This window comes from Streptomyces shenzhenensis (assembly GCF_021462265.1).
Lineage (GTDB): Bacteria > Actinomycetota > Actinomycetes > Streptomycetales > Streptomycetaceae > Streptomyces > Streptomyces shenzhenensis.
Genome location: NZ_JAJONF010000005.1, coordinates 304187 through 325391 on the forward strand (window position 1 = coordinate 304187; position 21205 = coordinate 325391).

18 protein-coding genes are annotated in these 21205 nt (G+C 71.9%); 11 read left to right on the forward strand and 7 right to left on the reverse strand.

Annotation, left to right across the window (positions count from 1 at the left end):
- The first annotated feature begins 113 nt into the window (after positions 1 to 113).
- Genes LQ326_RS09770 through LQ326_RS09780 form a run of 3 tightly spaced genes read left to right on the forward strand, consistent with a single transcriptional unit; the run spans position 114 to position 3635 of the window.
- Complete coding sequence (locus LQ326_RS09770) at positions 114 to 974, forward strand: alpha/beta fold hydrolase (protein WP_234534694.1); 861 nt, start codon at positions 114 to 116, stop codon at positions 972 to 974.
- Positions 975 to 987: 13 nt separating this feature from the next.
- Positions 988 to 2694: a bifunctional 3-(3-hydroxy-phenyl)propionate/3-hydroxycinnamic acid hydroxylase MhpA gene (gene mhpA / locus LQ326_RS09775; RefSeq protein WP_234534696.1), complete on the forward strand. Its 1707-nt coding sequence runs from the start codon at positions 988 to 990 to the stop codon at positions 2692 to 2694.
- Positions 2691 to 3635 (forward strand): 3-carboxyethylcatechol 2,3-dioxygenase, encoded by a 945-nt coding sequence (locus LQ326_RS09780; RefSeq protein ID WP_234534697.1) that lies wholly within the window; start codon positions 2691 to 2693, stop codon positions 3633 to 3635. Before mhpA ends, LQ326_RS09780 begins: the two co-directional genes overlap by 4 nt.
- 61 nt (positions 3636 to 3696) lie before the next feature.
- Here LQ326_RS09780 and LQ326_RS09785 read toward each other — a convergent pair whose 3' ends face one another.
- Entirely contained in the window at positions 3697 to 4413 is a 717-nt protein-coding gene (locus LQ326_RS09785; protein ID WP_234534883.1) for an IclR family transcriptional regulator, read from the reverse strand.
- A 185-nt stretch (positions 4414 to 4598) separates the two neighbouring features.
- Between LQ326_RS09785 and mhpD the strand changes: the two genes are divergently transcribed.
- The 4 genes from mhpD (at position 4599) to LQ326_RS09805 (ending at position 8660) form a co-directional block, all read left to right on the forward strand.
- A complete protein-coding gene (mhpD, locus tag LQ326_RS09790) occupies positions 4599 to 5399 on the forward strand; it encodes a 2-keto-4-pentenoate hydratase (protein WP_234534698.1) in 801 nt (266 codons plus the stop codon).
- Positions 5396 to 6343 carry an acetaldehyde dehydrogenase (acetylating) gene (locus tag LQ326_RS09795; RefSeq protein WP_308401879.1) on the forward strand — a complete coding sequence of 316 codons (948 nt, stop codon included), beginning with the start codon at positions 5396 to 5398 and terminating at the stop codon, positions 6341 to 6343. Before mhpD ends, LQ326_RS09795 begins: the two co-directional genes overlap by 4 nt.
- Positions 6344 to 6384: 41 nt before the next feature.
- A complete protein-coding gene (dmpG, locus tag LQ326_RS09800) occupies positions 6385 to 7362 on the forward strand; it encodes a 4-hydroxy-2-oxovalerate aldolase (protein ID WP_234534887.1) in 978 nt (325 codons plus the stop codon).
- Positions 7363 to 8075: 713 nt separating this feature from the next.
- A complete protein-coding gene (locus LQ326_RS09805; protein ID WP_234534700.1) occupies positions 8076 to 8660 on the forward strand; it encodes a hypothetical protein in 585 nt (194 codons plus the stop codon).
- Between the two features lie 317 nt (positions 8661 to 8977).
- Here LQ326_RS09805 and LQ326_RS48625 read toward each other — a convergent pair whose 3' ends face one another.
- Positions 8978 to 10288 carry an AAA family ATPase gene (locus LQ326_RS48625; RefSeq protein WP_372496792.1) on the reverse strand — a complete coding sequence of 437 codons (1311 nt, stop codon included), beginning with the start codon at positions 10286 to 10288 and terminating at the stop codon, positions 8978 to 8980.
- Positions 10289 to 10713: 425 nt separating this feature from the next.
- Positions 10714 to 11217 carry a hypothetical protein gene (locus LQ326_RS09810; protein ID WP_234534702.1) on the reverse strand — a complete coding sequence of 168 codons (504 nt, stop codon included), beginning with the start codon at positions 11215 to 11217 and terminating at the stop codon, positions 10714 to 10716.
- A gap of 441 nt (positions 11218 to 11658) precedes the next feature.
- On the opposite strand from LQ326_RS09810, the gene LQ326_RS09815 reads away from it, so the two are divergent.
- Both LQ326_RS09815 and LQ326_RS09820 read left to right on the forward strand, forming a co-directional pair.
- On the forward strand, positions 11659 to 11910 hold the full coding sequence (locus LQ326_RS09815; RefSeq protein WP_268206841.1) for a DUF2630 family protein: 252 nt from the start codon (positions 11659 to 11661) through the stop codon (positions 11908 to 11910).
- A 576-nt stretch (positions 11911 to 12486) separates the two neighbouring features.
- Positions 12487 to 12867 carry a cysteine hydrolase family protein gene (locus LQ326_RS09820; RefSeq protein ID WP_234534704.1) on the forward strand — a complete coding sequence of 127 codons (381 nt, stop codon included), beginning with the start codon at positions 12487 to 12489 and terminating at the stop codon, positions 12865 to 12867.
- 200 nt (positions 12868 to 13067) lie between these two features.
- Here LQ326_RS09820 and LQ326_RS09825 read toward each other — a convergent pair whose 3' ends face one another.
- The 3 genes from LQ326_RS09825 to LQ326_RS09835 form a co-directional block, all read right to left on the reverse strand.
- Positions 13068 to 14579 (reverse strand): FAD-dependent monooxygenase, encoded by a 1512-nt coding sequence (locus tag LQ326_RS09825; protein WP_234534706.1) that lies wholly within the window; start codon positions 14577 to 14579, stop codon positions 13068 to 13070.
- 409 nt (positions 14580 to 14988) lie between these two features.
- On the reverse strand, positions 14989 to 16218 hold the full coding sequence (locus LQ326_RS09830) for a pyridoxal phosphate-dependent aminotransferase (protein ID WP_234534709.1): 1230 nt from the start codon (positions 16216 to 16218) through the stop codon (positions 14989 to 14991).
- Positions 16219 to 16592: 374 nt separating this feature from the next.
- A complete protein-coding gene (locus LQ326_RS09835; RefSeq protein ID WP_234534711.1) occupies positions 16593 to 17969 on the reverse strand; it encodes an FAD-dependent oxidoreductase in 1377 nt (458 codons plus the stop codon).
- A 72-nt stretch (positions 17970 to 18041) separates the two neighbouring features.
- Here LQ326_RS09835 and LQ326_RS09840 point away from each other — a divergent pair, with 72 nt between their 5' ends.
- On the forward strand, positions 18042 to 19043 hold the full coding sequence (locus LQ326_RS09840) for an AraC family transcriptional regulator (protein WP_234534713.1): 1002 nt from the start codon (positions 18042 to 18044) through the stop codon (positions 19041 to 19043).
- A gap of 468 nt (positions 19044 to 19511) precedes the next feature.
- Positions 19512 to 20105, forward strand: a complete 594-nt coding sequence (locus LQ326_RS09845; RefSeq protein WP_234534716.1) for a TetR/AcrR family transcriptional regulator — start codon at positions 19512 to 19514, stop codon at positions 20103 to 20105.
- 170 nt (positions 20106 to 20275) lie between these two features.
- On the opposite strand, the gene LQ326_RS09850 is transcribed toward LQ326_RS09845, so the two are convergent.
- Positions 20276 to 20734: an SsgA family sporulation/cell division regulator gene (locus tag LQ326_RS09850; protein ID WP_234534717.1), complete on the reverse strand. Its 459-nt coding sequence runs from the start codon at positions 20732 to 20734 to the stop codon at positions 20276 to 20278.
- Positions 20735 to 21205 lie beyond the last annotated feature (471 nt).

The following is a 21205-nucleotide window of genomic DNA, read 5'->3' on the forward strand; positions in this document are numbered from 1 at the left end:
CGGCCGGCCTCGGCCGACTGTTGACATACCCCCCTGTCTGAGCGTTCCATGAAGTTCTCCGTGCAATTATCAAGCGTTAGCGTGCATATAGTGCACAAGAAGGTGTGCAGGTCATGTCCCTCAGCAAAGAAGCCGCATCCCGCGACATCGCCCTCCCGTCCGGCCTTCGGATGCGCTACTACGAGGCCGGCCGGACCGGCGCCACGCCGGTCGTGCTCCTGCACGGCTCGGGCCCCGGCGCCACGGGCTGGTCGAACTTCGCGGGCAACATCGACGCGATCGCCGGCGCCGGCTTCCACGTTCTTGCCCCGGACATGCCCGGCTGGGGCGACTCCGACGCTCAGGCGACCAGGGACATGGACCACGACGCGACCCTCGTGGAGTTCCTGGACGCGCTGGGGCTCCCGACGGCGGCCCTGGTCGGCAACTCGATGGGTGCGCACACCGCCATCCGATTCGCCACGCTGCACCCCGCGCGCCTCACCCATCTCGTGACGATGGGGGCGTCGCTCGGGCGCGGTCCCGCTTCCCTCTTCGGAGCGGGCGACGGCCCGAGCGAGGGACTGAAGGTCCTCGTCAAGGCGTACAAGGATGCGAGTCCGGAGAACATGAAGGCGCTCGTAGAGATCATGACCTTCGACAAGGAGCGGTTCGCGACACCGGAGCTGACCCGGGCCCGTTCCGAGGCCGCGCTGGCCCGCCCCGACCACCTGCGCAACTACGTCGAGGGCCTCGCCCACGGGGCCCCGATCCCGGTCCGGGTGGACCGTGACGCCATCCCTGGCATCCAGACGCCGACCCTGCTGATCCACGGCAAGGACGACCGGGTCCTGCACTACGAGATCAGTCTCTGGCTGCTGGCCAACATCCCCAACTCCCGGCTGGTGCTGCTCAACCGCTGCGGTCACTGGGCGATGATCGAGCACGCCGAGGAGTTCAACCGGCTTGTCGTCGACTTCCTGACGCACAACTGATCCGGGCACCGCCATGAACACTTACGACACCGACGTCGTCGTCATCGGAGCGGGGCCGGTCGGCCTCACGCTCGCGAACCTGCTCGGGGCACGCGGCCAGGCGGCCACCGTGCTGGAGGCCCGCCACGAACTCATCGACTACCCTCGGGGCGTGGGGCTCGACGACGAGTCGATCCGCACACTGGTCACAGCGGGGCTGTGGGAGAAGGTGCGGCCCTTCACCGTCCCCCACCACGTGGTGCGCCTCGTGAACGGCCGGGGACAAGTGCTGGCCACCAACGACCCGCACACGCAGGAATTCGGCCACCCTCGAAAGCACGGCTTCATCCAGCCGCTCGTCGACAGGGAACTCGCCACCGGACTCGCCCGCTTCCCGAAGACCGCGCTCCACTACGGGCACCGGGTCGTCGGCATCGAGGACCACGGTGACCGTGTCGTGGTCGGCGCCGAACGGCTGGACCCGGACGGCAACGCCGTCGAGACCGTCTCTTTCACCGCCCGTTATGCCGTCGGATGCGAGGGCGGCGGTTCCTTCACCCGCAAGTGGATGGGCGTGGGGTTCGAGGGCAGATCGCCCTCCACCCGCTGGGTGGTCATCGACGTCGAGAACGACCCCGTCGGCACCCCGTCCGTCTACCTCGGCGCCGACCCGCGCCGGCCGTACGTGTCGATCGGTCTTCCCCAGGGCGTCCGGCGCTGGGAGTTCATGCTCCACGACGACGAGCCCACCGAACTGGCCGACGACCCCGCGTTCATGCGTTCCCTGCTCGCCCGGCATGTGCCCGACCCGGCCGCGCTGAACATCATCAACCAGCGGACCTTCACTCATCACGGCCGGGTGGCCACCGACTTCCGCAAGGGCCGCGTCTTCATCGCGGGAGACGCCGCCCACCTGATGCCGGTCTGGCTCGGCCAGGGCTGGAACTCCGGTATCCGTGACGCGACCAACCTGGCCTGGAAGCTCACCGCCGTCCTGCGGGGCGAAGCCGGCGAGTCCCTCCTCGACACCTACACCGCGGAGCGTCGCAAGCACGCCTCCGACATGATCGACGTGAACATGGCGGCCGGTACCGTGATGAAGATGGGCCACCTCGGAGGCCGGCTCCGGGACGTGTCCGCCGCCGCGCTCAACCTCGTACCGAAGTGGAAGTCGTACTTCACCGAACTGCGCTTCAAGCCCATGCCGCGCTACGCCACGGGCGTGGTGGTCGATCAGGTGACGCTGACAGCCGGCAGAGCGGACGCCGGATTCAGGCGTGGCCGACTGGCACCCTTCACCGACTCCGCGGGCGGCACCTCGCCGGTCGGGCTGCAGTTCATCCAGCCGCGGGTCTCCACCGCGGACGCGGCGGACATCCTGCTCGACGAGGTCATCGGCGACTGGTGGACGCTCGCGACCTGGGGCACCGACCCGACGGCGTACCTCTCCGCGGCCGACCTCGACCTGGTCCGCCGCCATCGCGTCAGGCTCGTCTCCTTCATGCCCGAGCCGCAGCGTGCCTGGGCGGAGAAACGCCACGCCGATTCCCCGGCGCCGGTCACCGTGGTGGGAGACCTCACCGGGGCCCTCAAGGACTGGTTCGACCTGCGCGCCTGTGGCCTGGTCATCCTGCGCCCCGACCGTTTCGTGGCGGCCGCGTCCCTCGCCGCCCAGGCCCCACGAGCCCTTGCCGCAGTCGCCACCGCGGCATCCCTCACCCGGGAAGGAGACCGAGGATGAGTCTCTCCCTCGTCACCATGTCGCACAGCCCGCTGCTCGATTTCGCCGATCCGCCCGCGGAGGTGGCCGACGCTGTCGAGGCCGCGTTCGACCAGGCGCGGGCGTTCGTACGCGACTACGAGCCGACCCTCGTGGTGTCGTTCGCCCCCGACCACTACAACGGGTTCTTCCACGATCTGATGCCACCGTTCTGCGTCGGCTGTGCGGCGGTCGGAGTCGGCGACTACGGCACCGCCGAAGGCCCCCTCGACGTGCCGGCCGAACGGGCGGAGGACCTGGCTCGGTGGCTGGCCGATCACGACCTGGACGTCGCCGTCTCGCGCCGCATGGAGGTGGACCACGGGGCGGTCCAGCCGCTGGAGATCCTCTTCGGAGGCATCGACGCCGTTCCCACCATTCCCGTCTTCGTCAACGGTGTCGCTCAGCCGTTCGTGCCCATGCGCCGCGTCCGCCGGCTCGGTGAGGCGATCGGCGCGTTCCTGGCGGGTCTGCCCGACGAGCGGGTCCTCGTCGTCGGCTCCGGTGGCCTCTCCCACGATCCGCCGGTGCCCCAGTGGGCCACCGCCGACGACACCGCCCGCGCGATGCTCCTCAACGGCAGGCACCCCACGGCCGCGGCCCGCGATCTGCGCCAGCAGCGCGTCATCGACACCGCGAAGGCCTTCGCGGCGGGCACCGCCACGATCCAGGACCTCAACCCCGCGTGGGACCGGGCGCTGATGGCCGTCCTCGCCTCCGGCGACCTGTCCCCGATCGACGCCATGACCCCCGCGCGGATGGCCGAGGAGGCCGGCAACTCCGCGCACGAGGTACGCACCTGGGTCGCCGCCTTCGCGGCTCTCGGCGCCGCGGGCCCCTACGACGTGACGTACTCCTTCTACCGTCCGATCAAGGAGTACATCGCCGGATTCGGTGTGATGACGGCGCGCTCGTCATCCTGACCCGACAGCACCGAGCAGGCCGCGGCGCCGGGCCCGCGGGGCGGGTCGCGCCGAGGCACCGTCAGCGAAGTGCCCGGGTCAGACCCAGCGCCGCGGTGCGCACCGCGGTGCCGAGCTGTGCCGGGTACCAGCGAGCCACCGGAACGGCCACCGAGACGGCGGCGACCACCGTGCCGTCCGCGGCGAAGACGGGGGACGCCACGCAGTTCACGCCGACCACCGCTTCCTGCTCCTCGTAGGCCAGGCCCGCCAGCCGGGCCTGGTCCAGCAGCACGCGCAGCCGGACGGGATCGGTCACCGAGTGCGGAGTGAGACGGGGCAGCGGGCCGGCCAGCAGGTCCTCGGTCGCCGCGCGCGGGGAGAACGCGAGCAGCGCCTTCCCCACACCGGTGCAGCTCAGGGGCAGGGAGCCACCCACCCGGGAGGGCAGGGGGAGCTTCTCGTGGCCGTGGATGCGTTCCAGGTAGACCACGGACCGGTCCTCGCGGACGCCCAGGTGGACTGTCTCCCGGGTCGCCTCGTACAGGTCCTGCAGGAACGGCAGCGCGACCTCCCGCAGATCCCGGCGGCGCGGCACCAGACCGCCGAGATCGAAGAGCAGACCGCCGAGCTGGTACTCCTGCCCGACACGCTCCAGCAGCCCCAGGCGCACCAGGTCGGCGGCGAGCCGGTGCACGGTGCTCTTGGCCAGTCCGGTGCCGGCGGCCAGCTCGGACAGACGTCGCCTGCCGCCCTCGGGGCGGAAGCAGTCCAACAGCCCCACGGCCCTGTCGAGCATGCTGCCCTGCACCGAGTCGTTCCTTGTCACGTCCCCAGCCTGACACGGAAGGGCTGGTCCAGGCCCGTATGTTCCATGTGGCGGAACGTTTCTTGGCCTGCGGTGGCCCACCGTCTATACCTGCCTCATCGAACCACCCCCTCCTTCCCCGACCCCAGCCCCCATCCCCCCGGAGGTTGTCCGCCATGAACACCCCCGCGGTCCGCGAGGCCGCCGACCTGCTGGCCGAGGCCGAGCGGTCCGGCACGCCGGTACCGCCGGTGCGCGACCGGCTTCCCGTCCACGACGTCGACGCGGCGTACGCGGTGCAGCGACGCAACGTGCAGCGGAAGCTGGCCGCCGGCCGCCGGATCGTCGGACGCAAGATCGGCCTGACCTCTCCCGCCGTCCAGGCACAACTGGGCGTGGACCAGCCCGACTTCGGCGCCCTGCTGTCGGACATGGCCGTACCGGACAACGGCAGCGTCCCCGCCGGCCGGCTGCTCCAGCCGAAGGTGGAGGCGGAGGTCGCGCTGGTGCTCGGCACCGACCTGGACCTCACGGAGCCCAACGTCGCGGACATCATCCGTGCCACCGAATTCGCCCTGCCCGCCCTGGAGATCGTCGACAGCCGGATCGCCGACTGGGACATCACCTTCACCGACACCGTCGCCGACAACGCCTCCAGCGGACTCTTCGTCCTCGGCACCACCCCCGTGCCGCTGACCGCCGTCGACCTGCGGCAGGTGACCATGACGCTGCTGCGCGGCGAGGAGAACGTCTCCTCGGGCACCGGCGCCGACTGCCTGGACGGCCCCCTCAACGCCGCGGTGTGGCTGGCCGCGACGCTGGCCGAGATGGGCGACGCGCTCAAGGCGGGCGACGTGATCCTCACCGGGGCGCTCGGGCCGATGGTCCCGGCCGCTCCCGGGGACCGGTTCGAGGCCCACATCTCAGGACTCGGCTCCGTCCGCGTCCGTTTCGCCCCCGAAGGAGCTGCCCAGTGACCACCAAAGTCGCCGTCATCGGCTCCGGCAACATCGGCACCGACCTCATGATCAAGGTGCTGCGGCTGTCGGAGACCCTGCAGATCGTCGCCATGGCCGGCATCGACCCGGCGTCGGACGGCCTGGCGCGCGCCCGGCGCCTCAAGATCGCCACTACGCACGAGGGGATCGACGGGCTCGTCAGGATGCCCGAGTTCGAGGATGTGGAGATCGTCTTCGACGCGACCTCCGCCGGTGCCCACCGGCGCCACGAGGAGGTCCTCCGCCCGCTGGGCCGCACCCTGATCGACCTCACCCCGGCGGCCGTCGGTCCCTATGTGGTCCCCCCGGTCAACGGCACCGAACACCTCTCCGCACCCAACGTCAACATGGTCACCTGCGGAGGCCAGGCCACCATTCCGATCGTCGCCGCCGTCAGCTCGGTCACCCCGGTCCACTACGGCGAGATCGTCGCGTCGATCTCCTCCCGGTCGGCGGGCCCCGGCACCCGCGCCAACATCGACGAGTTCACCGAGACCACCTCGGCCGCCATCGAGAAGGTCGGCGGCGCGGCCCGCGGCAAGGCCATCATCGTCCTCAACCCGGCCGAGCCTCCGCTGATCATGCGGGACACGGTCTACTGCCTCGTCTCCGACTGCGACACGGCCAAGGTGCGCGAGGCCGTTCTCGCCATGGAACGCACGGTCCGGGAGTACGTGCCGGGCTACCGGCTCAAGCAGGATGTGCAGTTCGACCAGGTGCCGGCCGACGACCCCCAGCGCGGCCTGCTCCCGGAGAGCGAGCGCGACGCCACGGCCTGGAAGGTCTCCGTCTTCCTGGAAGTGGAGGGGGCCGCTCACTACCTGCCCGCCTACGCAGGCAACCTCGACATCATGACCTCCGCCGCGCTGCGCACCGCGGAGCGCATCGCGGCCCACCACAAGCAGGAGGTGCAGGCCAAGTGACCAGCAATCTCTACATCCAGGACGTGACCCTGCGGGACGGTATGCACGCGGTGCGGCACCGCTACTCCGTCGAACAGGCCCGCTCCATCGCCTCCGCACTGGACTCGGCGGGTGTCGCCGCGATCGAGATCGCACACGGCGACGGCCTGTCCGGCTCCTCCCTCACCTACGGCGTCGGCGCCCACACCGACTGGGAATGGATCGAGGCCGTCACCGACGCCGCGCGGCGGGCGATCCCCACCACGCTGCTGCTGCCCGGCATCGGGACGGTCCACGACCTCAAGCAGGCACACCGGCTCGGTATCCGCTCGGTGCGGATCGCCACCCACTGCACCGAGGCCGACATCTCGGCCCAGCACATCGCCGCCGCGCGAGAGCTGGGGATGGACGTCGCCGGGTTCCTGATGATGTCCCACATGGCCGAACCCGCCGAACTGGCCCGCCAGGCCGCGCTGATGGAGTCCTACGGTGCCACCTGCGTGTACGTCACCGACTCGGGCGGGCGCCTGACCATGGAGGACGTCCGCGCACGCTTCCGGGCCTACCGCGACGTCCTCGACCCCGCGACGGAGATGGGCATCCACGCCCATCACAACCTCGCCCTCGGCGTCGCGAACAGCGTGGTGGCCGTGGATAGCGGCGCGATACGCGTCGACGCGTCCCTCGCCGGGCAGGGCGCGGGCGCCGGGAACTGCCCGCTCGAGGCGTTCATCGCGGTCGCGGACATCCACGGATGGAAGCACGGCTGCGAACTGTTCCCGCTGATGGACGCCGCCGACGACCTGGTCCGTCCGCTGCAGGACCGCGAAGTGCGCGTCGACCGCGAGACTCTCACCCTTGGCTACGCGGGCGTGTACTCCAGTTTCCTGCGCCACGCCGAGATCGCCGCCGAGCGGTACGGACTCGACACCCGCTCGATTCTCGTGGAGGTCGGCCGGCGCAAGATGGTCGGCGGCCAGGAGGACATGATCACGGACATCGCGCTGGATCTCGCACAGCGATCCGCCCCCGTCGCGTGACCGGCTCCCCGGTCCACAACTCGTGGCGGTGCTGACGAACGAGCCCGTCCGTCAGCACGGGCGAATCCTGGCGCCGCCTTTCGGGTGATCCTCACGTCGTATGTCCCGCTGAGGGCCGGATCCACGCACAGGAGCACGCGCAGAGCGTGTGGCGACTGTGCTGTCCGGCCGGCACGCAGAGCGGGGAACGACACGGAGTACACGGCCAGCGGTATGCGCGGGCCAGGTGCCGTTCAGGACCTCGGCCATCGCGTTGTCGCACGAGTCCGCGACGGCCGCCCGTCCGCGGCGGCCCGCACTGCCGGCACTGAAGCTGCCGGATCGTCTCGCCTCCCAGCAGATCAGGGGCAGGCGCCTGCGGGAATGGCCGGCTGTCTGCTCGCGTTGCAGAGAGCGTGGTTGTGAAGGGGACAGTGTCCCCGGGCCTCACCCATTGCCCATGAGGACGATCGTTCGGCTGAAGCCTCATGGAGCCTTTCGCCGCGTAGGCGACCGCCCTTCACGGCCACGAGCACCCCTGTGGCCCCGGCCCCTCAGGCCGGGGCCACTTGTGCGTCCACGGCCCGGCCGGCCGCGGCTCGCGTGGTGGTGCCCGGCGGTCCCACGACGCTGAATGTGCCCCTGAGCGCCGGGGCAAAGGTGATGCGGCGCCGATGGCGGGTAGCTCAAAGTGGACTGCTTCATGCCATTGATCTCCGTAGAAATGGACGCCTGTGACGACCGCTGCCAGCGAACCCTCCACCGAGCGTGTCCCCGGCCGGGTCTGGACGATCCGCTTGACCGGGCACGCCGACCGGACCGTCACGGTCACCTGCAGCACCGCGGCATGCCGGATGCCGCCCCGCTCCAAGGACGTGGCCGGGCTGCGGGCGTTCGCCGCTCAGCACGCGGCCGCCCATGCGCGGGTGGCCACCGTCCATGCCAACGCCTGGTGCCACTGTGGTTCTTCACAGTGCGCCGCCCACCCCGACGCGGCTGCCCACTGCGCGGGCGGCGTGGCACTCGTTCTCCAGCACGATCCCCTCGTAGGACGCGTCTGGACGCTCGAAGAGGTCTGCGAGGCATGTGCCCCGTTGATCCCCAACGCCCGGGTCCTGGCCCGCGTTCCCCGGTCCTCACCCGCGAACCAGCGGCGAGACGGGCAGGCGCCGGCGCCCCAGGTGTCGGTACCCGCACGGTCGGCCGTCCCCGGTGGCTTCTCCTCACCCACCGCCCAGCCCACCGAGGGCCAGACCCGCCAGCCGCGCCGCCCACGCCGCACTGCACGCCCCGCTCGGCGCCGCGGCCAGGGGAGCTGAGCGAAGGGGCAGGGCATCAAAGGCCGGCAGTCGAATACCGTCACCCCGGAGTGCGATCCAGTCGTCCGGCATTGAGACATTCGACGACATCGCGGAGCTTGACGGCGGTCACTGCGACGGCGTCGTCGGCCGGCCCGGGACGGACCGCGTCCAGGACGCGGCGGCCATCTCCGGCACGGCTACGAACGCAACGCCCGGGACCGCCTGGTCGACGACTTCTCCTGGGGCCGCCCGGCCCAGGGCCGCAGCGGACGCCGCGCAGGGCCGGGCCCTCAGCCCTTTGGGGTCGGCCGGTGTGGCGACGGACCGCATCACCGTCATGAGGGGATCGCGGACCGCGGCCGTGTGGGTTTCTTCCGGCGCGCCGGAGACCTTCCAGTAGAGGAAGGAGCCGATCCAGGAGGCTCGTGGCCCGACTGGGCGACCGGCCGGCCGGCAGTCCGCCGACATCGTGCGCCGGACGCACGATCAGGTCGCGTCTGGTACCCGTTGCGTTCCTTGGACGCCCTGATCACCGGGGGAAGGGGGAACGTCACGGGGTTCGGTGTACGGTCTCCGTCACGCAGTCTCAGGTGTGAGTGCTGGGATCGGATGCTCGGGGCATCAGTCAGACGACTGAGCGGTCCTCCGAGGCCCTTCGCACCCGTTCGGCTCCGGACGAAGCTCGTCCGGGGGCGGTCAGGACGCCCGGACGGCCCGCGCCGCCCGCAGAGAAACGCGGCACCCGCTCTCCCGTGACCAGCCCCGCCTCCTCCGTCGCCATCGCCTCCGGACTCGCACCCACCAGGTCCGCGGCCCACTGCAAGTCTCCGGGCGCCGGCTCGTCGCCGACCGTGGCCAGCACCGCCAGCAGCGCGCGTGGCCGGAGGCAGGGCGGTGAACCGCGCTCCCCACGCGGCGTCCAGTCCTGGACCCGCCGGCAGCGGATCCGGCAGCGCCGCCGTCCCGGCCCGCTGCGCCTCGGTCAGCGCCCGAGGCAGATCGATCAACGCGAGCGGACAGCCCTCCGCCACCCGCGCCACCTCGGACCGGACCCCCGGTGCCAACCGCGGGTGGTGATCGGCGAGCAGCAGCCGGGCCGCCTCCTCATCCAGCGGCTCCACCTCCACGCGCGTGGCCTCCCACCCCGCCAGCCGCCCCTGGTCCTCCGCGCGCACGGCGGCCAGCAGCACCACCCGCGTCCCCGCCAGCCGGTTCGCCACGAACGTCAGCGCCCGTAGCGACACCGCGTCCAGCCACTCGCAGTCGTCGACCGCCACCACCAGCGGGAGCTGCCGCGCGAGCCGCACCAGTGCCAGGCGCAACCGCTCACAGGCCAGCACCAGTTCCTCAGGCCGCGCAATCCCCTGCACCCCGCGCGTCGAGGACGTCACCAGACCCGTCGGCACCGCCGTCCCGCTCTCCGGCAGCGCACCTGCCAGCTGGCCCAGGACCCCGCCCCGCCCGCCCCCCGCACGCAACACCCTCCACCCCCGTGCGCCGGCCCGTTCGCACGCCCACTGGAGCAACGCGGACTTCCCCGCACCCACTCCACCTGCCAGCACCACGGCCCCGCCGCGGAACTCACCACCCCGGTCCAGTACCTGCGACAGGGTGTCACGCGCCCTCCGGCGGCCGCGCAGGCACACCGTGTGGCCGGCCTGCTCGCCGGCGCCCGGAGCCGGCGGGTGTCGCCAAGCGGCCGTCAGTCAAACCACGGATCCGGTTCCGGCCGGCGCCCCGGCAGCAGACCGCGCCGGACAGCGGCTGCGGCGAGACGGTACGGGCCAGATGCTCCAGCCCCTGGAGCATGGGAGAGGTCGAGGACGCAGGCACGGTCCGGTCGTGGTCATGCGGATTCGACACCTGCGTGATCATCGAAGCCGTGCCCGTACCTGCGTCCGCCTCCTGCACCGACGACCCCGGACATCGCGGGCCGAGCCTGCCCGGGCCCGGAACACACAACGCCCCGAACACACAACGCCCCTGGGCACCCGCACAGACGGGTTTCAGAACCGGCGCATGCGTGAGCTGGGCGCACGATCCGTGCGGCAGCCCCGTGCCGGCACATTGGTCAGCGCGTACGCACCAGTTCCCAATCGCTCGTCTCCGACGACGTGGCCGCGTCGATCTCTCCGTGCGGCAGCAGCCCTGTGGAGAAGCGGAGTTCGTTGTGGAAGCAGAATGGGGACCACTTTGTCGCCAGGCAGGTTTTGAGATCGGCGTTCTGATGGATCTCGTACCAGCCGGGGGAGGCCGTGCTGGCGACCGACGGCCCCGGCGTCACGCTCGCCCCGAAGAGGAAGTCCCCGGCAGTTGTGGTCGTGCCGTTCAGGCTCGTCGTTGTCCCGCTCGCCAGGCCGCCCGCGTCCTCGCACTTGGTGACGGTGAACTCCATGGTCGCCGCGGTGACGCCGCTGACGCGGTTGTTGACGTCGTAGGAGAAGGTGACGGACGTGCATGCGGTGTCGCCGGGAGTCGCGTGTGCAGGAGCGCCGGTTACGGCTACGCCGGCGAGGGCGGCGAGTGCAGCGGCCGCTAACCGTGGGAGGGCCGTCCGCCAGGCAGTTCGCTTCATAGGTATTCCCCCATGTGCCGGGTTCATGGCAGTTCGAGCCTGAGGGGCAAGTCATCCGCCCCGCAATCGGTCCTGCCAAGCCGTCACAGCATCCGCGCGCCTGTCGGGGACGGTGAGGGATCCGTGACCGTCGGTCCGACAGGCCTCCCTTCACTCGGAACCTCACGATCAGCGTGTTCCGCCAGTACGGCCACACCGACATCGCCACCACCTGCCGCCACACCGCCCGCGCCCCAAGGCGGCCCCTCGCAGTCCTCGGAATCACGTGATCAAGCTGACAGATCGCCTACGGGCAAAAGACCCTGCGAGCGGACCTCCGCCCGTGATGCCGGGACGTCCGCGACGGCGCCCGACAGGTCGTCCGCCAGTCAAACGACTGATCAAAAAGCCGGATCCGACCGCCATACTGACCAGGAGCGGTACTCGAGAAGGGAAGAGGCGTTGGCTGAAGCGGATGACCGGATCCTCCACCGGATCACGGAGATGGCCCATGAGGAGCGCGAGCTGCGGGACGCGCTGAGCGCGGGAAGGGTCGGCGGCGACGAGGAACACAGCCGGCTCGGTCGGCTCGAACGGGAACTGGACCAGTGCTGGGACCTGCTGCGGCAGCGACGGGCCAGGATAGAGTTCGGTCAGAACCCCGACGACGCCCAGGTACGTTCCGCCTCCGTCGTGGAGCACTACCAGTCCTGAGTTTCCGGCGCGCTCGCTGCCGGGCCCGCCTCGTCGGACACGCACCGTCAACTGACGGATGCCTCACGGCGTGCGCCGTCCCCTGGCTGACCCGGCACGGTGCGAGATGACTGCGTGCGCTCACGATCCCGCGTCGAGGCTGTGCCCGTGCGCGGCCGCCGCGACCACCTGCCTGCCGTCCTCCGGCCGGAAGGAGTCACCCCATGGGGAGACCGAACCGTGAGACAGCGGATCGGTAATCCCCTGCGTGATTCCGCCGACAGGCGGATTCGTCATCCGTGGCCCGCTCGCGGAAGCCGCAGGCCGGGTTCTTCACGCGGAAGAAGGCGAACGACGAGCTTGCGTCGCTGATCTGCGCCGCGCACTGCTATTTCTCCGGCATTCGAGTGGGCAGTGAAAGTACACACTTCTGTTTCTCCCCGCCCGCACCCTAGGGACCCCGTCCCGCCGCCGACGGCTCAGTCATGTTGCGGATGCCCGCGCCGGCCAACGGGGTGAGCATGTGGGAAGCGGGTTCTCAGCCGCTTCCGCCGCGGACGGTCCCCGCTCGCGGACTGCCAGTCGGGCATCCACCACTTGACGTTCGACAACCGCATGTTCGAGGTGGGCAGTTGGAACGCCGAGTTCCACCCCGACCTCGCGCCCATCGCCGACGAGGTCACCGTCGCCCCGCACAAGAACCTGGACGTGCTCGCGACCACGGACCTCGACATCCAGCTCAAGCGGCGCGGTGTGGAGCACGTCGTCCTCGCGGGCATGATCGGCACGATGTGCGTGGAGTCGACGGCCCGCACCGCCATGGAACGCGGCTACGAGGTCACGCTGGTCAAGGACGCCACGGCTCCCGAGGGCGGCCCCACCGCCTACGACGAGATGCTGCGGCGGTACGAATTGGTGGCGCACCACGTCCTCACGACCGGCGAACTGCTCGCCACGGAACCGTTCGCCGACTGCTGACCGGTTCCGGCGCCGACCGCCTCCGCCAGGGGGCGGCGCCGTTCGCGGCAGCAGCCGTTGCATGTCGCGCAGGCGAGTGGTGGCCGGCATCCGCCTCGCACGGCCCGGGCACCGCCTCGCACGGCCCGGGCACCGCCTCGCACGGCCCGGGCACCGCCCGCACGGACACCGCCCGTGTGCGCCGTACCGGGCCGGTGGGGTCAGAAGACCGCCGGGATGCTCTCCAGCGCCTTGCTCACCTCGGCCGTGAACCCCGCGGAGCGTGCGGTGCCGGTGGCCCACCACACGTGTCCGTCAGGCCGGACGAGCGCGGCGGTCACACCGGCCCAGGCCTCGCCGCCGGTCTCGGCGAGCCGGCTGGCGTGGACGTCGATGCCGGCGGCTGCGGCCCGGTCGGTCACCTCGGCGTCCACCCGCGCGTCTCCCATGACGAGCAGCACCGCGCGGCCGTCGTGCAGCAGCGGGAACACCCCCTCGCCTTCCGGGTCGTACACCCGGACGCCGGTCAGCGGGTGTGCGGCGGGGTCGTCGGAGCGGTAGACGATGTCGAGACCGGAGAGCTTGCCCGCCAGCAGGGCGGAGAATCCGGGAGCGTCGGTGACGGCCTCGTTCAGCGTGGCGCGCAGGGCAGTGACCTCGGGGGTCAGGCCGACGATCAGAGCCGTCTGGGCCAGCGTGTGCTCGGCCAACTCCCGGCCCACCGGGTGGCGTTCGGCGTGGTAGGTGTCGAGCAGGGGCTCCGCGGCGCGGTCCTGGACCACCGCGGCCAGCTTCCAGCCGAGGTTCATGGCGTCCTGGAGGCCGACGTTCAGGCCCACACCGCCGGCCGGCCAGTGGATGTGTGCCGCGTCCCCGGCGAGCAGCACCCGGCCCGCGCGGTAGGAGTCCGCCAGCTTCGTGGCGTTGCCGAACCGGGTGAGCCAGGACGGGTCGTGCATGCCGAAGTCGGTGCCGGCGATGCGCACGGAGGCATCGCGCAGCTCCTCCAGCGTCAGTGGCTCGCGGTGCTGGTTGGCCGGGTCGTACCCGGTGACGCGGAACCGGCCGCCGCCCAGCGGGACGACGAGGAGCCGGCCCGCCTCGGAGAGGGCGGCGAAGCCGGGGTTGGCCGGCGGCTCGTCCAGGATCACCTCGCCGAGGAAGCCGTAGGCCGAGGTGTCGGGGCCGGTGAAGCCGATCCCGGCCTCCCTGCGCACGGTGGAGCGGGCGCCGTCGGTGCCGACCACGTACGGCGCGCTCACCTCGTACGGGCCCTCGGGGCCGGTCACCCGGACGGTGACGGAGGTGTCGTCCTGGGCCAGCGAGGTCACCTCGTGGCCGCGCCGGACGACGACGCCGAGCCCCGTGGCGTAGCGCTCCAGGACCTCCTCGGTGACCGACTGCGGGTGGGCCAGCAGGAAGGGGAACGCGGTGGGCAGCGCACGGAAGTCGACCCGGGACTCCAGCATGCCGAAGTGCCAGTTGGGCACGGCCCGGCCGATGGCCAGGAGATCCTTGTGCCGGTTGCGCAGGGCCAGCACCTCCACGGTGCGCGGCTGGATTCCGAGCGCCTTGGAGTGCGGGCTGCGCCGCTCCTCGCGCTCCAGCACCAGGACGGGCACGCCCGCGACGGCGAGTTCGTGGGCGAGCCAGAGGCCGACGGGGCCGGCTCCCACGATGACGACCTGCTGCTCCGGGGAGCCCTGAGAAGGGGGCCGGTGGGTTGCGGACATGGATGCAGCTCCTCGGAGAGAGGTCGGTCGCGCGAGCCTTACTGACCCTACGGTCATTAAGGAGGGTATCGCGGCGCCCGCGGGCAATCAAACACGTGTGATGCGTTACGGAGGTGGGGGTTACGGCGCGCCTGCGGACGGGAACACGTGTATGCGTCCGCAGGGGCGATGTGTGTCCCTGGTGACATGATTCCCACACGGGGCCGCGCGCGGGCGCGGCGCGCCCGCGTAGACGGAGACGAACGACTGCCCGCCCAGGCGAGGACCGGGGCTGGGAAACACATGTGTCACTTCCGGCCGCCCCCCGGTGGTACCCCGTTCCCCCGGTTTCCCTGTTCCGCCGGCCGTCACGTCCGGTGGGGTGCCGAGGCCCGCGCACCGGGCACGGGGCACCGCCGGTCTCCGGACGTCAGTCGAGCTTGGCCACCAGCGTGGCGAGGCGGGCGAGCCCTTCGCGCAGTTCGTCCGCCGATGCGGCGCACGAGAGCCGGACATGGGTGTCCGCCGTGCCGACCCCGAAGTCCCGGCCCGGGGTCAGGGCGACGTGTGCCTCGTGCAGGGCCCGTTCGCAGAACTCCCAGGAGGTGAGGCCGGTACCGCTGACGTCGAAGTACACGTAGAACGCGCCGTCGGGACGCACGGGCACCGGCAGGCCGATCCGTTCCAGGCCCTCGGCGGCGAGGGCGCGGCGCCGGACGAACTCCTGGCGACGTTCCTCGCAGACCGCGAGCGACTCGCGGGTGAAGCAGGCCAGCGCGGCACGCTGGGCGGGCGCCGACGCGCACAGGAAGTAGTTCTGGGCGAGGCGCTCCATCACGGGTACGTACGCCTCGGGGACGACGCACCAGCCGAGCCGCCAGCCGGTCATGCCGAAGTACTTCGAGAAGCTGTTGACGACCACGGCGCCGGGATCGGACGACAGCACGCTCGCCGGCGGGCGGCCGTGCTCGTCGTGGTCGCCCAGACCGAGGTAGATCTCGTCGACCAGGCGCCACGCGCCGCGCTCGCGGGCCGTGGCGCAGATCGCGGCCAGCTCGGCGGCCGGCACGGAAGTACCGGTCGGGTTCGACGGCGTGGCGACCATGACGCCGCGGGTGCGGTCCGTCCAGTGCGACCGCACCGAGGCGGTGTCCAGCTGGAAGCGGCCGGCCGCGGTGGTGGGCACGAGAACGGCCCGGGCGCCGAAGCTCTCCATGATCTGGCGGTTGCACGGGTACGAGGGGTCCGCGATGAGAACCTCGTCCCCGGGGTCGACGAGGGCGGCGGCCGCCAGCACCAGGGCGGCCGAGGCGCCGGCGGTCACCACGATCCGGCCGGGATCGACCTCCACGCCGTGCGCGTCCTGGTAGAACCGGGCGATCGCCTGCCGCAGCGCGGGCAGGCCGAGCGCGGGCGTGTACGGCAGGGGCCGTCCGTCCATGGCCTCGCGCATGGCCTTCAGCACCGCCGGGGGCGCGCCGAAGTCCGGTTCGCCGAGGCTGAGCTTGACGACGTGGTGCCCCTGGGCCTCCAGCGCGGCGGCGTGCTTGCCGAACTCCATGGCGTAGAACGGCGCGACGGCTCGCGCGCGGTGCGAGATGCGCGGGGTGTCCGTGCTTCCGCTGTCCGTGCTTCCGCCGTCCGTACTTCTGCCGTCCATGAGTCTCCCTCTGGTGTGAGAGCGGCCCCCGCGTCCCGGCGAACCGGCGGCCGTGACGGCCGGAATCCGGTGCCGTGGTGTTTGACGTGGCTATGGCCGGGGCGGCCTCTGCCCGGGCCGGCCCGATGCTGGTGGTCCAGCATAGGCACGGTCACGGAGGCGACGTGCCAGGGAGGTGCGGGTGAGCCTTCGTGCGGGTGCGTCGCGTGTCCCTGGCAGGGTGTGCCACCACACCTCCCCGGTGGCAGGTGGCGGCCGGCCGCTCACGGCCGGCCGTTCCGGTGCGGGCGGCCCGTCACCGGGCCGGCACGGTGTCCCGTGCGTGGCCTGTCGGGGCGGACCCCGGGCGGTACTTTCGGTCCGCCGCCGTGCCGCTAGCGGCGGACGGCGCCCAGCACCTCGTTGAACGCCTCGGTGGAGCTGGGGTGCGTGTAGATGGTGTCGCGCAGTTCGCCCGCCGTGACGCCGTGCCGCATGGCCAGCGCGACCGTGTTGATCAGCTCCTGCGAGTCGACACTCAGCAGAGCGGCGCCCAGGATCCGGTCGGTGGCGGCGTCGATCACGAACTTCATCAGGCCGCGGGTCTCGCCGACGATCTTCGCGCGGGGCATCGCGGCGATCTGCGCCACCGGCTTGGACGCGACACGCACGTCGTGACGGCGTTCGCGTGCCTCGCGCTCGGTCAGGCCCACCCGGGACAGCGGCGGCGTGGTGAACAGCGTGTACGGGACAGCCTGGCGGTCGGTCGTCGTTCGGGTCCCGGAGCCGAGCAGCTGGTCGGCGACGATCCGGCTGTCGTCCAGGGATATGTAGGTGAACTGCGGGCCGCCGTTGACGTCACCGAGCGCGAAGATGTGCGGCCGGCTGGTGCGCAGGTGTTCGTCCACCTCGATCGCGCCCCACGCGGTGGTCCGCACCCCCGCGGCCTGAAGGTCCAGCCCCGCCGTCGCGGGCCTGCGGCCCGTGGCGACGAGCACCGCCTCCGCGTCGGCCACGTGCTCCTCGTCGGCCACCCGGTAGCGCACCGCGGCGTGCCCGTCCTCGTCCGTGACCCTGACGACCGAGGCGTCCGTGACGAAGGTGACCCCCTCGTCGCGGAGCGTGCCGGCGGTGGCCTCCGCGACGTCGGCGTCCTCGCGGGGCAGCAGCCGCGGCCCGGCCTCCAGCACCGTCACCCGCGACCCGAACCGCGCGTACATGCCCGCGAACTCCAGGCCCAGGTAGCCCCCGCCGACGATGACCATGCGCTCGGGGAGCCCCTTGGCTCGGATCAGGTCGGTGCTGGTGCGGGTGTAGGCGCTGGACCGCAGGCCGGGGATGTCCGGGACGACGGGCTCGGCACCGGTGTTGACGACGATGGTCGTCGCGGTGACGACCAGGCGGTCGGAGCCGGCGCTCACCTCGACCGACTTCTCGTCGAGGAAGCGCGCCCGGCCCGTGAGGACCGTCACCGACTCGATGTCGTCGAGCATGGCGAAGTTGCGGTCCCGCAGCGCGTCGGTCAGCGTCGTGGTCGCGCCGACAGCCGCCAGCAGGCTGTCCTGCGCCGGCTCCTCGGGGCGCCGCGACTGCGCGTGGTGGATGAGGGCCTTGGTCGGCACACACCCGATGTTGATGCAGGTACCGCCGTACATCTGCGCGGACTGCTCGACCAGGGCGACCCGGTGCCCGGCGGCGCCCATCCGCGCGGCCAGCGTCTTGCCGCCCTTGCCGAAACCGATGACGAGGAGATCTACATGCAGGGATTCCATGCGCCTGAGCTTGCTGCGCGGTGGACGCGATGACAAGGTGAGGAAGTCGCAGATTCTGTTGAGGAAATATCAATGGACGCTCTCAGCCGCCTCGTCCGCCTGGCCCGTCTGCGCGGCAGCGTCGACCTGCGCTGCCTCGTCGCCGGCCGCTACACCCTGGACAACCCGGACGCCGGGAAGGGGCAGGCGCCGTTCCACCTGCTGCTCAGCGGCGCGTGCGTGCTCGAGCTGCCCGGACGGCGTATCGAGGTGGCGGCGGGCGACCTGGTGCTGCTCCCCCGGGGTGTGGCCCACCGGATGCACGCCCGCGGTCCGCGGGCGGCCACGGACGTCGAACGCCGCGACGCCGGCCCGTACGCCCTGGTCACCGACGCGACGTCCGCGGCCGCCGCCCACGGCGGCGACCAGCAGGAGCGCGGTGGCCCGGACGCCCCCGTGGACCTCTTCTGCGGTCACTACACCTGGGAGGCGGGGCCGGGCCAGGTCCTGATGGACATGCTTCCCGACGTCGTCCACGTGTCCCTCGCGAACGGCACGAACGCCGACGCGGATACGGACGGGGGCGCCGGCCATCGCGGCGCGGCACACCTCGGCAGATTGGCGCCGCTCAGCGGTCTCATGCGGGACGAGGCCGTCCGTGCCGCCCCGGGCGCGGAGGCGGTCCTCGACGCGCTGTGCGACGTCCTGCTGACGCTGGCCCTGCGCGGCACACCCGGGCTCGGCCGGACGCTGTGGCTGGCCTCCGCCCAGGACGTGGTGCGCACCGTGACCGAGGCGGTGCTCCGCGACCCCGCCCACGACTGGCGCATCGAGGAGTTCGCCGGACTCACCGCGATGTCCCGCGCGACCTTCATCCGCCACTTCGTCCGCGAGACCGGGATGAACCCGGGCGACTTCCTGACCCGCCTGCGCATGCTCCTCGCGGCCGACATGCTCACGCGCACCGACCACTCGGTCGCCGCCGTCGCCGACGCCGTCGGCTACGCCTCGGAGTCCGCGTTCGGACGGGCCTTCCGGGTGACCACCGGCGAGACGCCGGCCCGGCTGCGCCGCGCGGCCCGCGCTCTGCGGTGACCCGGCATGCTCCGCGGTGCCCCGGAACGGCCGGCGCGCTGGTGCGGGGCCGTCTTTGCGCGCGGCCGCCGCGCACACGGAGGCGGCGCGGGTCAGCCCTGGGGTACCCAGCGCCTTGCGCGGCGGGTGCACGGCCTGCTCGACGGCCGCCGTCGCAGCGGACGCCGGTGGTGGCCACCCGGCCTGGGGCGGACGGCGCGCGTACGCGTCGCCGCCCGGTTCCCAACCGCTTTGGGGCGGGCGGGGGCTGCCCTGTCGGCGGCCCCGCGCACGGGCGGCCCCGCGCCGCTCCCGGTTCGGGCGGAGGCTCCCGTTCGGCTTGATGAGTGCCCCACCGTTCCCGGGGGATTGCCGGCAAGGGCATACGTGGATCGCCACACGTATGCGGCGGGAAAAAGCGGGGGCATGATGATGACCAGCTGGTCACCTGAGGTCCCCGGGGCGGGGCCGCAGGGTAGTGTTCGACGCATGTCCGCCGCTCAGACCCCCTCCGAACGCCCGCGCCGCGTACGCGACCCGGAGCTGCACCGCCGCGCCATCCTCGACGCGGCGGCCCGGGCCTTCGCCGAGCGCGGCTACACCCGGGCCACGCTGCGGGACATCGCCGAGCGTGCGGGCGTCACCCACGGACTGGTACTGCGTCACTTCGGCAGCAAGGAGAACCTGTTCCTCGCCGCCGTGCCCGGCACACGCGGCATCGAACACCTGGCGCAGGACTCGGGCGAACCGCTGGCCGCACGCATCGCGGGGCAGTTCGTCCGCCGCCTGGAGCATCCGGAGGGCACCGACCCCTTCGTCGCGCTGGTCCGCAGCGCTTCGGACGACGAGCACGCCGCCGCCGCACTGTACGTCGCCATGCAGGCACGTACCGACGAAACCTACCGCCGTCTGCTCGGCGAGTACGCGCTGGAGCACCGGGTGCCCTTCGTTGCCGCGCTGCTGATCGGCGTCACCTTCAGCCGGTACGTCATCCGGGCCGGTGTACTGGCCGAGATGAGCGAGGAACACTTCACGAAGGACCTTGCCTCCGCCATCGCCGGACTGCTGCACGAGGCGGGCTGACGTCGGAAGGCAGCAGGCCCGTCGGCCGTCGCCGGACGGCGAGCACGGGCCGGGTTCCGCTCAGCGCGGGTGTGCCCCTGGGGCCGGACCCGCGCCTCTGAGCAGGTGCGGCAACCGGAACGCGTCCTGAGTGTCAGGCCCACAGCGCCGGCGTCGGGACGTGGCCCCACTCAGTCCACCTCCAGCAGCATCGCCTCCAGGGCCTCCCAGCTGAGCAACTCGGCCTCGCTGCCCGCCGGTACCAGCCGGTAGGTCGAGTCCAGCCAGCGGCGTACCTCCGTCAGGTCCGACTCGAACGTCACGTGGCCGTCCGGCCGGATCAGACTGAAGTAGAGGCGGCGGCCGTCGCGTCCCCCGACCGCGGGCCAGACGCGGAAGTCCGCCTCGCCGCTCGGCCGGTGCGTGCCGGAGTCCAGCAGTTCCCGGGCGACCACCCAGGTCACGGCGGCGTCCGGAGCCAGCATCAGATCGATGCTCACGGCGAAGGGATCACCCACGCTGTAGCGGAACCGGCACTTCAGCGTGCGGGGGGCCAGCGGTGCGAACAGGCGGCACGCGAGGGTGGACAGGACGGGACTGTAACCCTCGCCCGGGCTGCCACCGGTGGAGTACGGCTGTTGCTGGCTCATCTGGTCGCTCCCCATTAACGGCTCAACGGTGCTCTGGACGCGTTGTATGCAGCCATCGTGGGCTGCGCGCCCGTACCGTGCATCGGTAGAACGACTGGAATCGAGTCGGCTCAAGAGCGCGTGCGCGGAGCGCCGGCACCGTTTCCGCGGTGCCGGGCCACGTTCCGTACCTGACCGGAATGTGCTGCTCAGCCGACCTGCCGAAGCCGGTCGGCGACGAGGTCCCCGCCTGATCGCGGGCGCAGGCTGTCCTGGGGATCAGTCCACCGGCACCGGGGGGACACCCTGGCCGTGCGGCCCCGGACCTGGGAGGAGTCGCCGCCGGCCCGCCGTCGGGCCACCGCCGGGAACAGGGGCGGTGCTGCCCGTCGGCCGGGACCGTGACCCGGCCGCTCTTCGCGGGCCGACTGCCGGGATCCGTGGCCGCCGGGCACAACCGCGCGACCCGCTTGCGGGGCACCGCCCGACGCG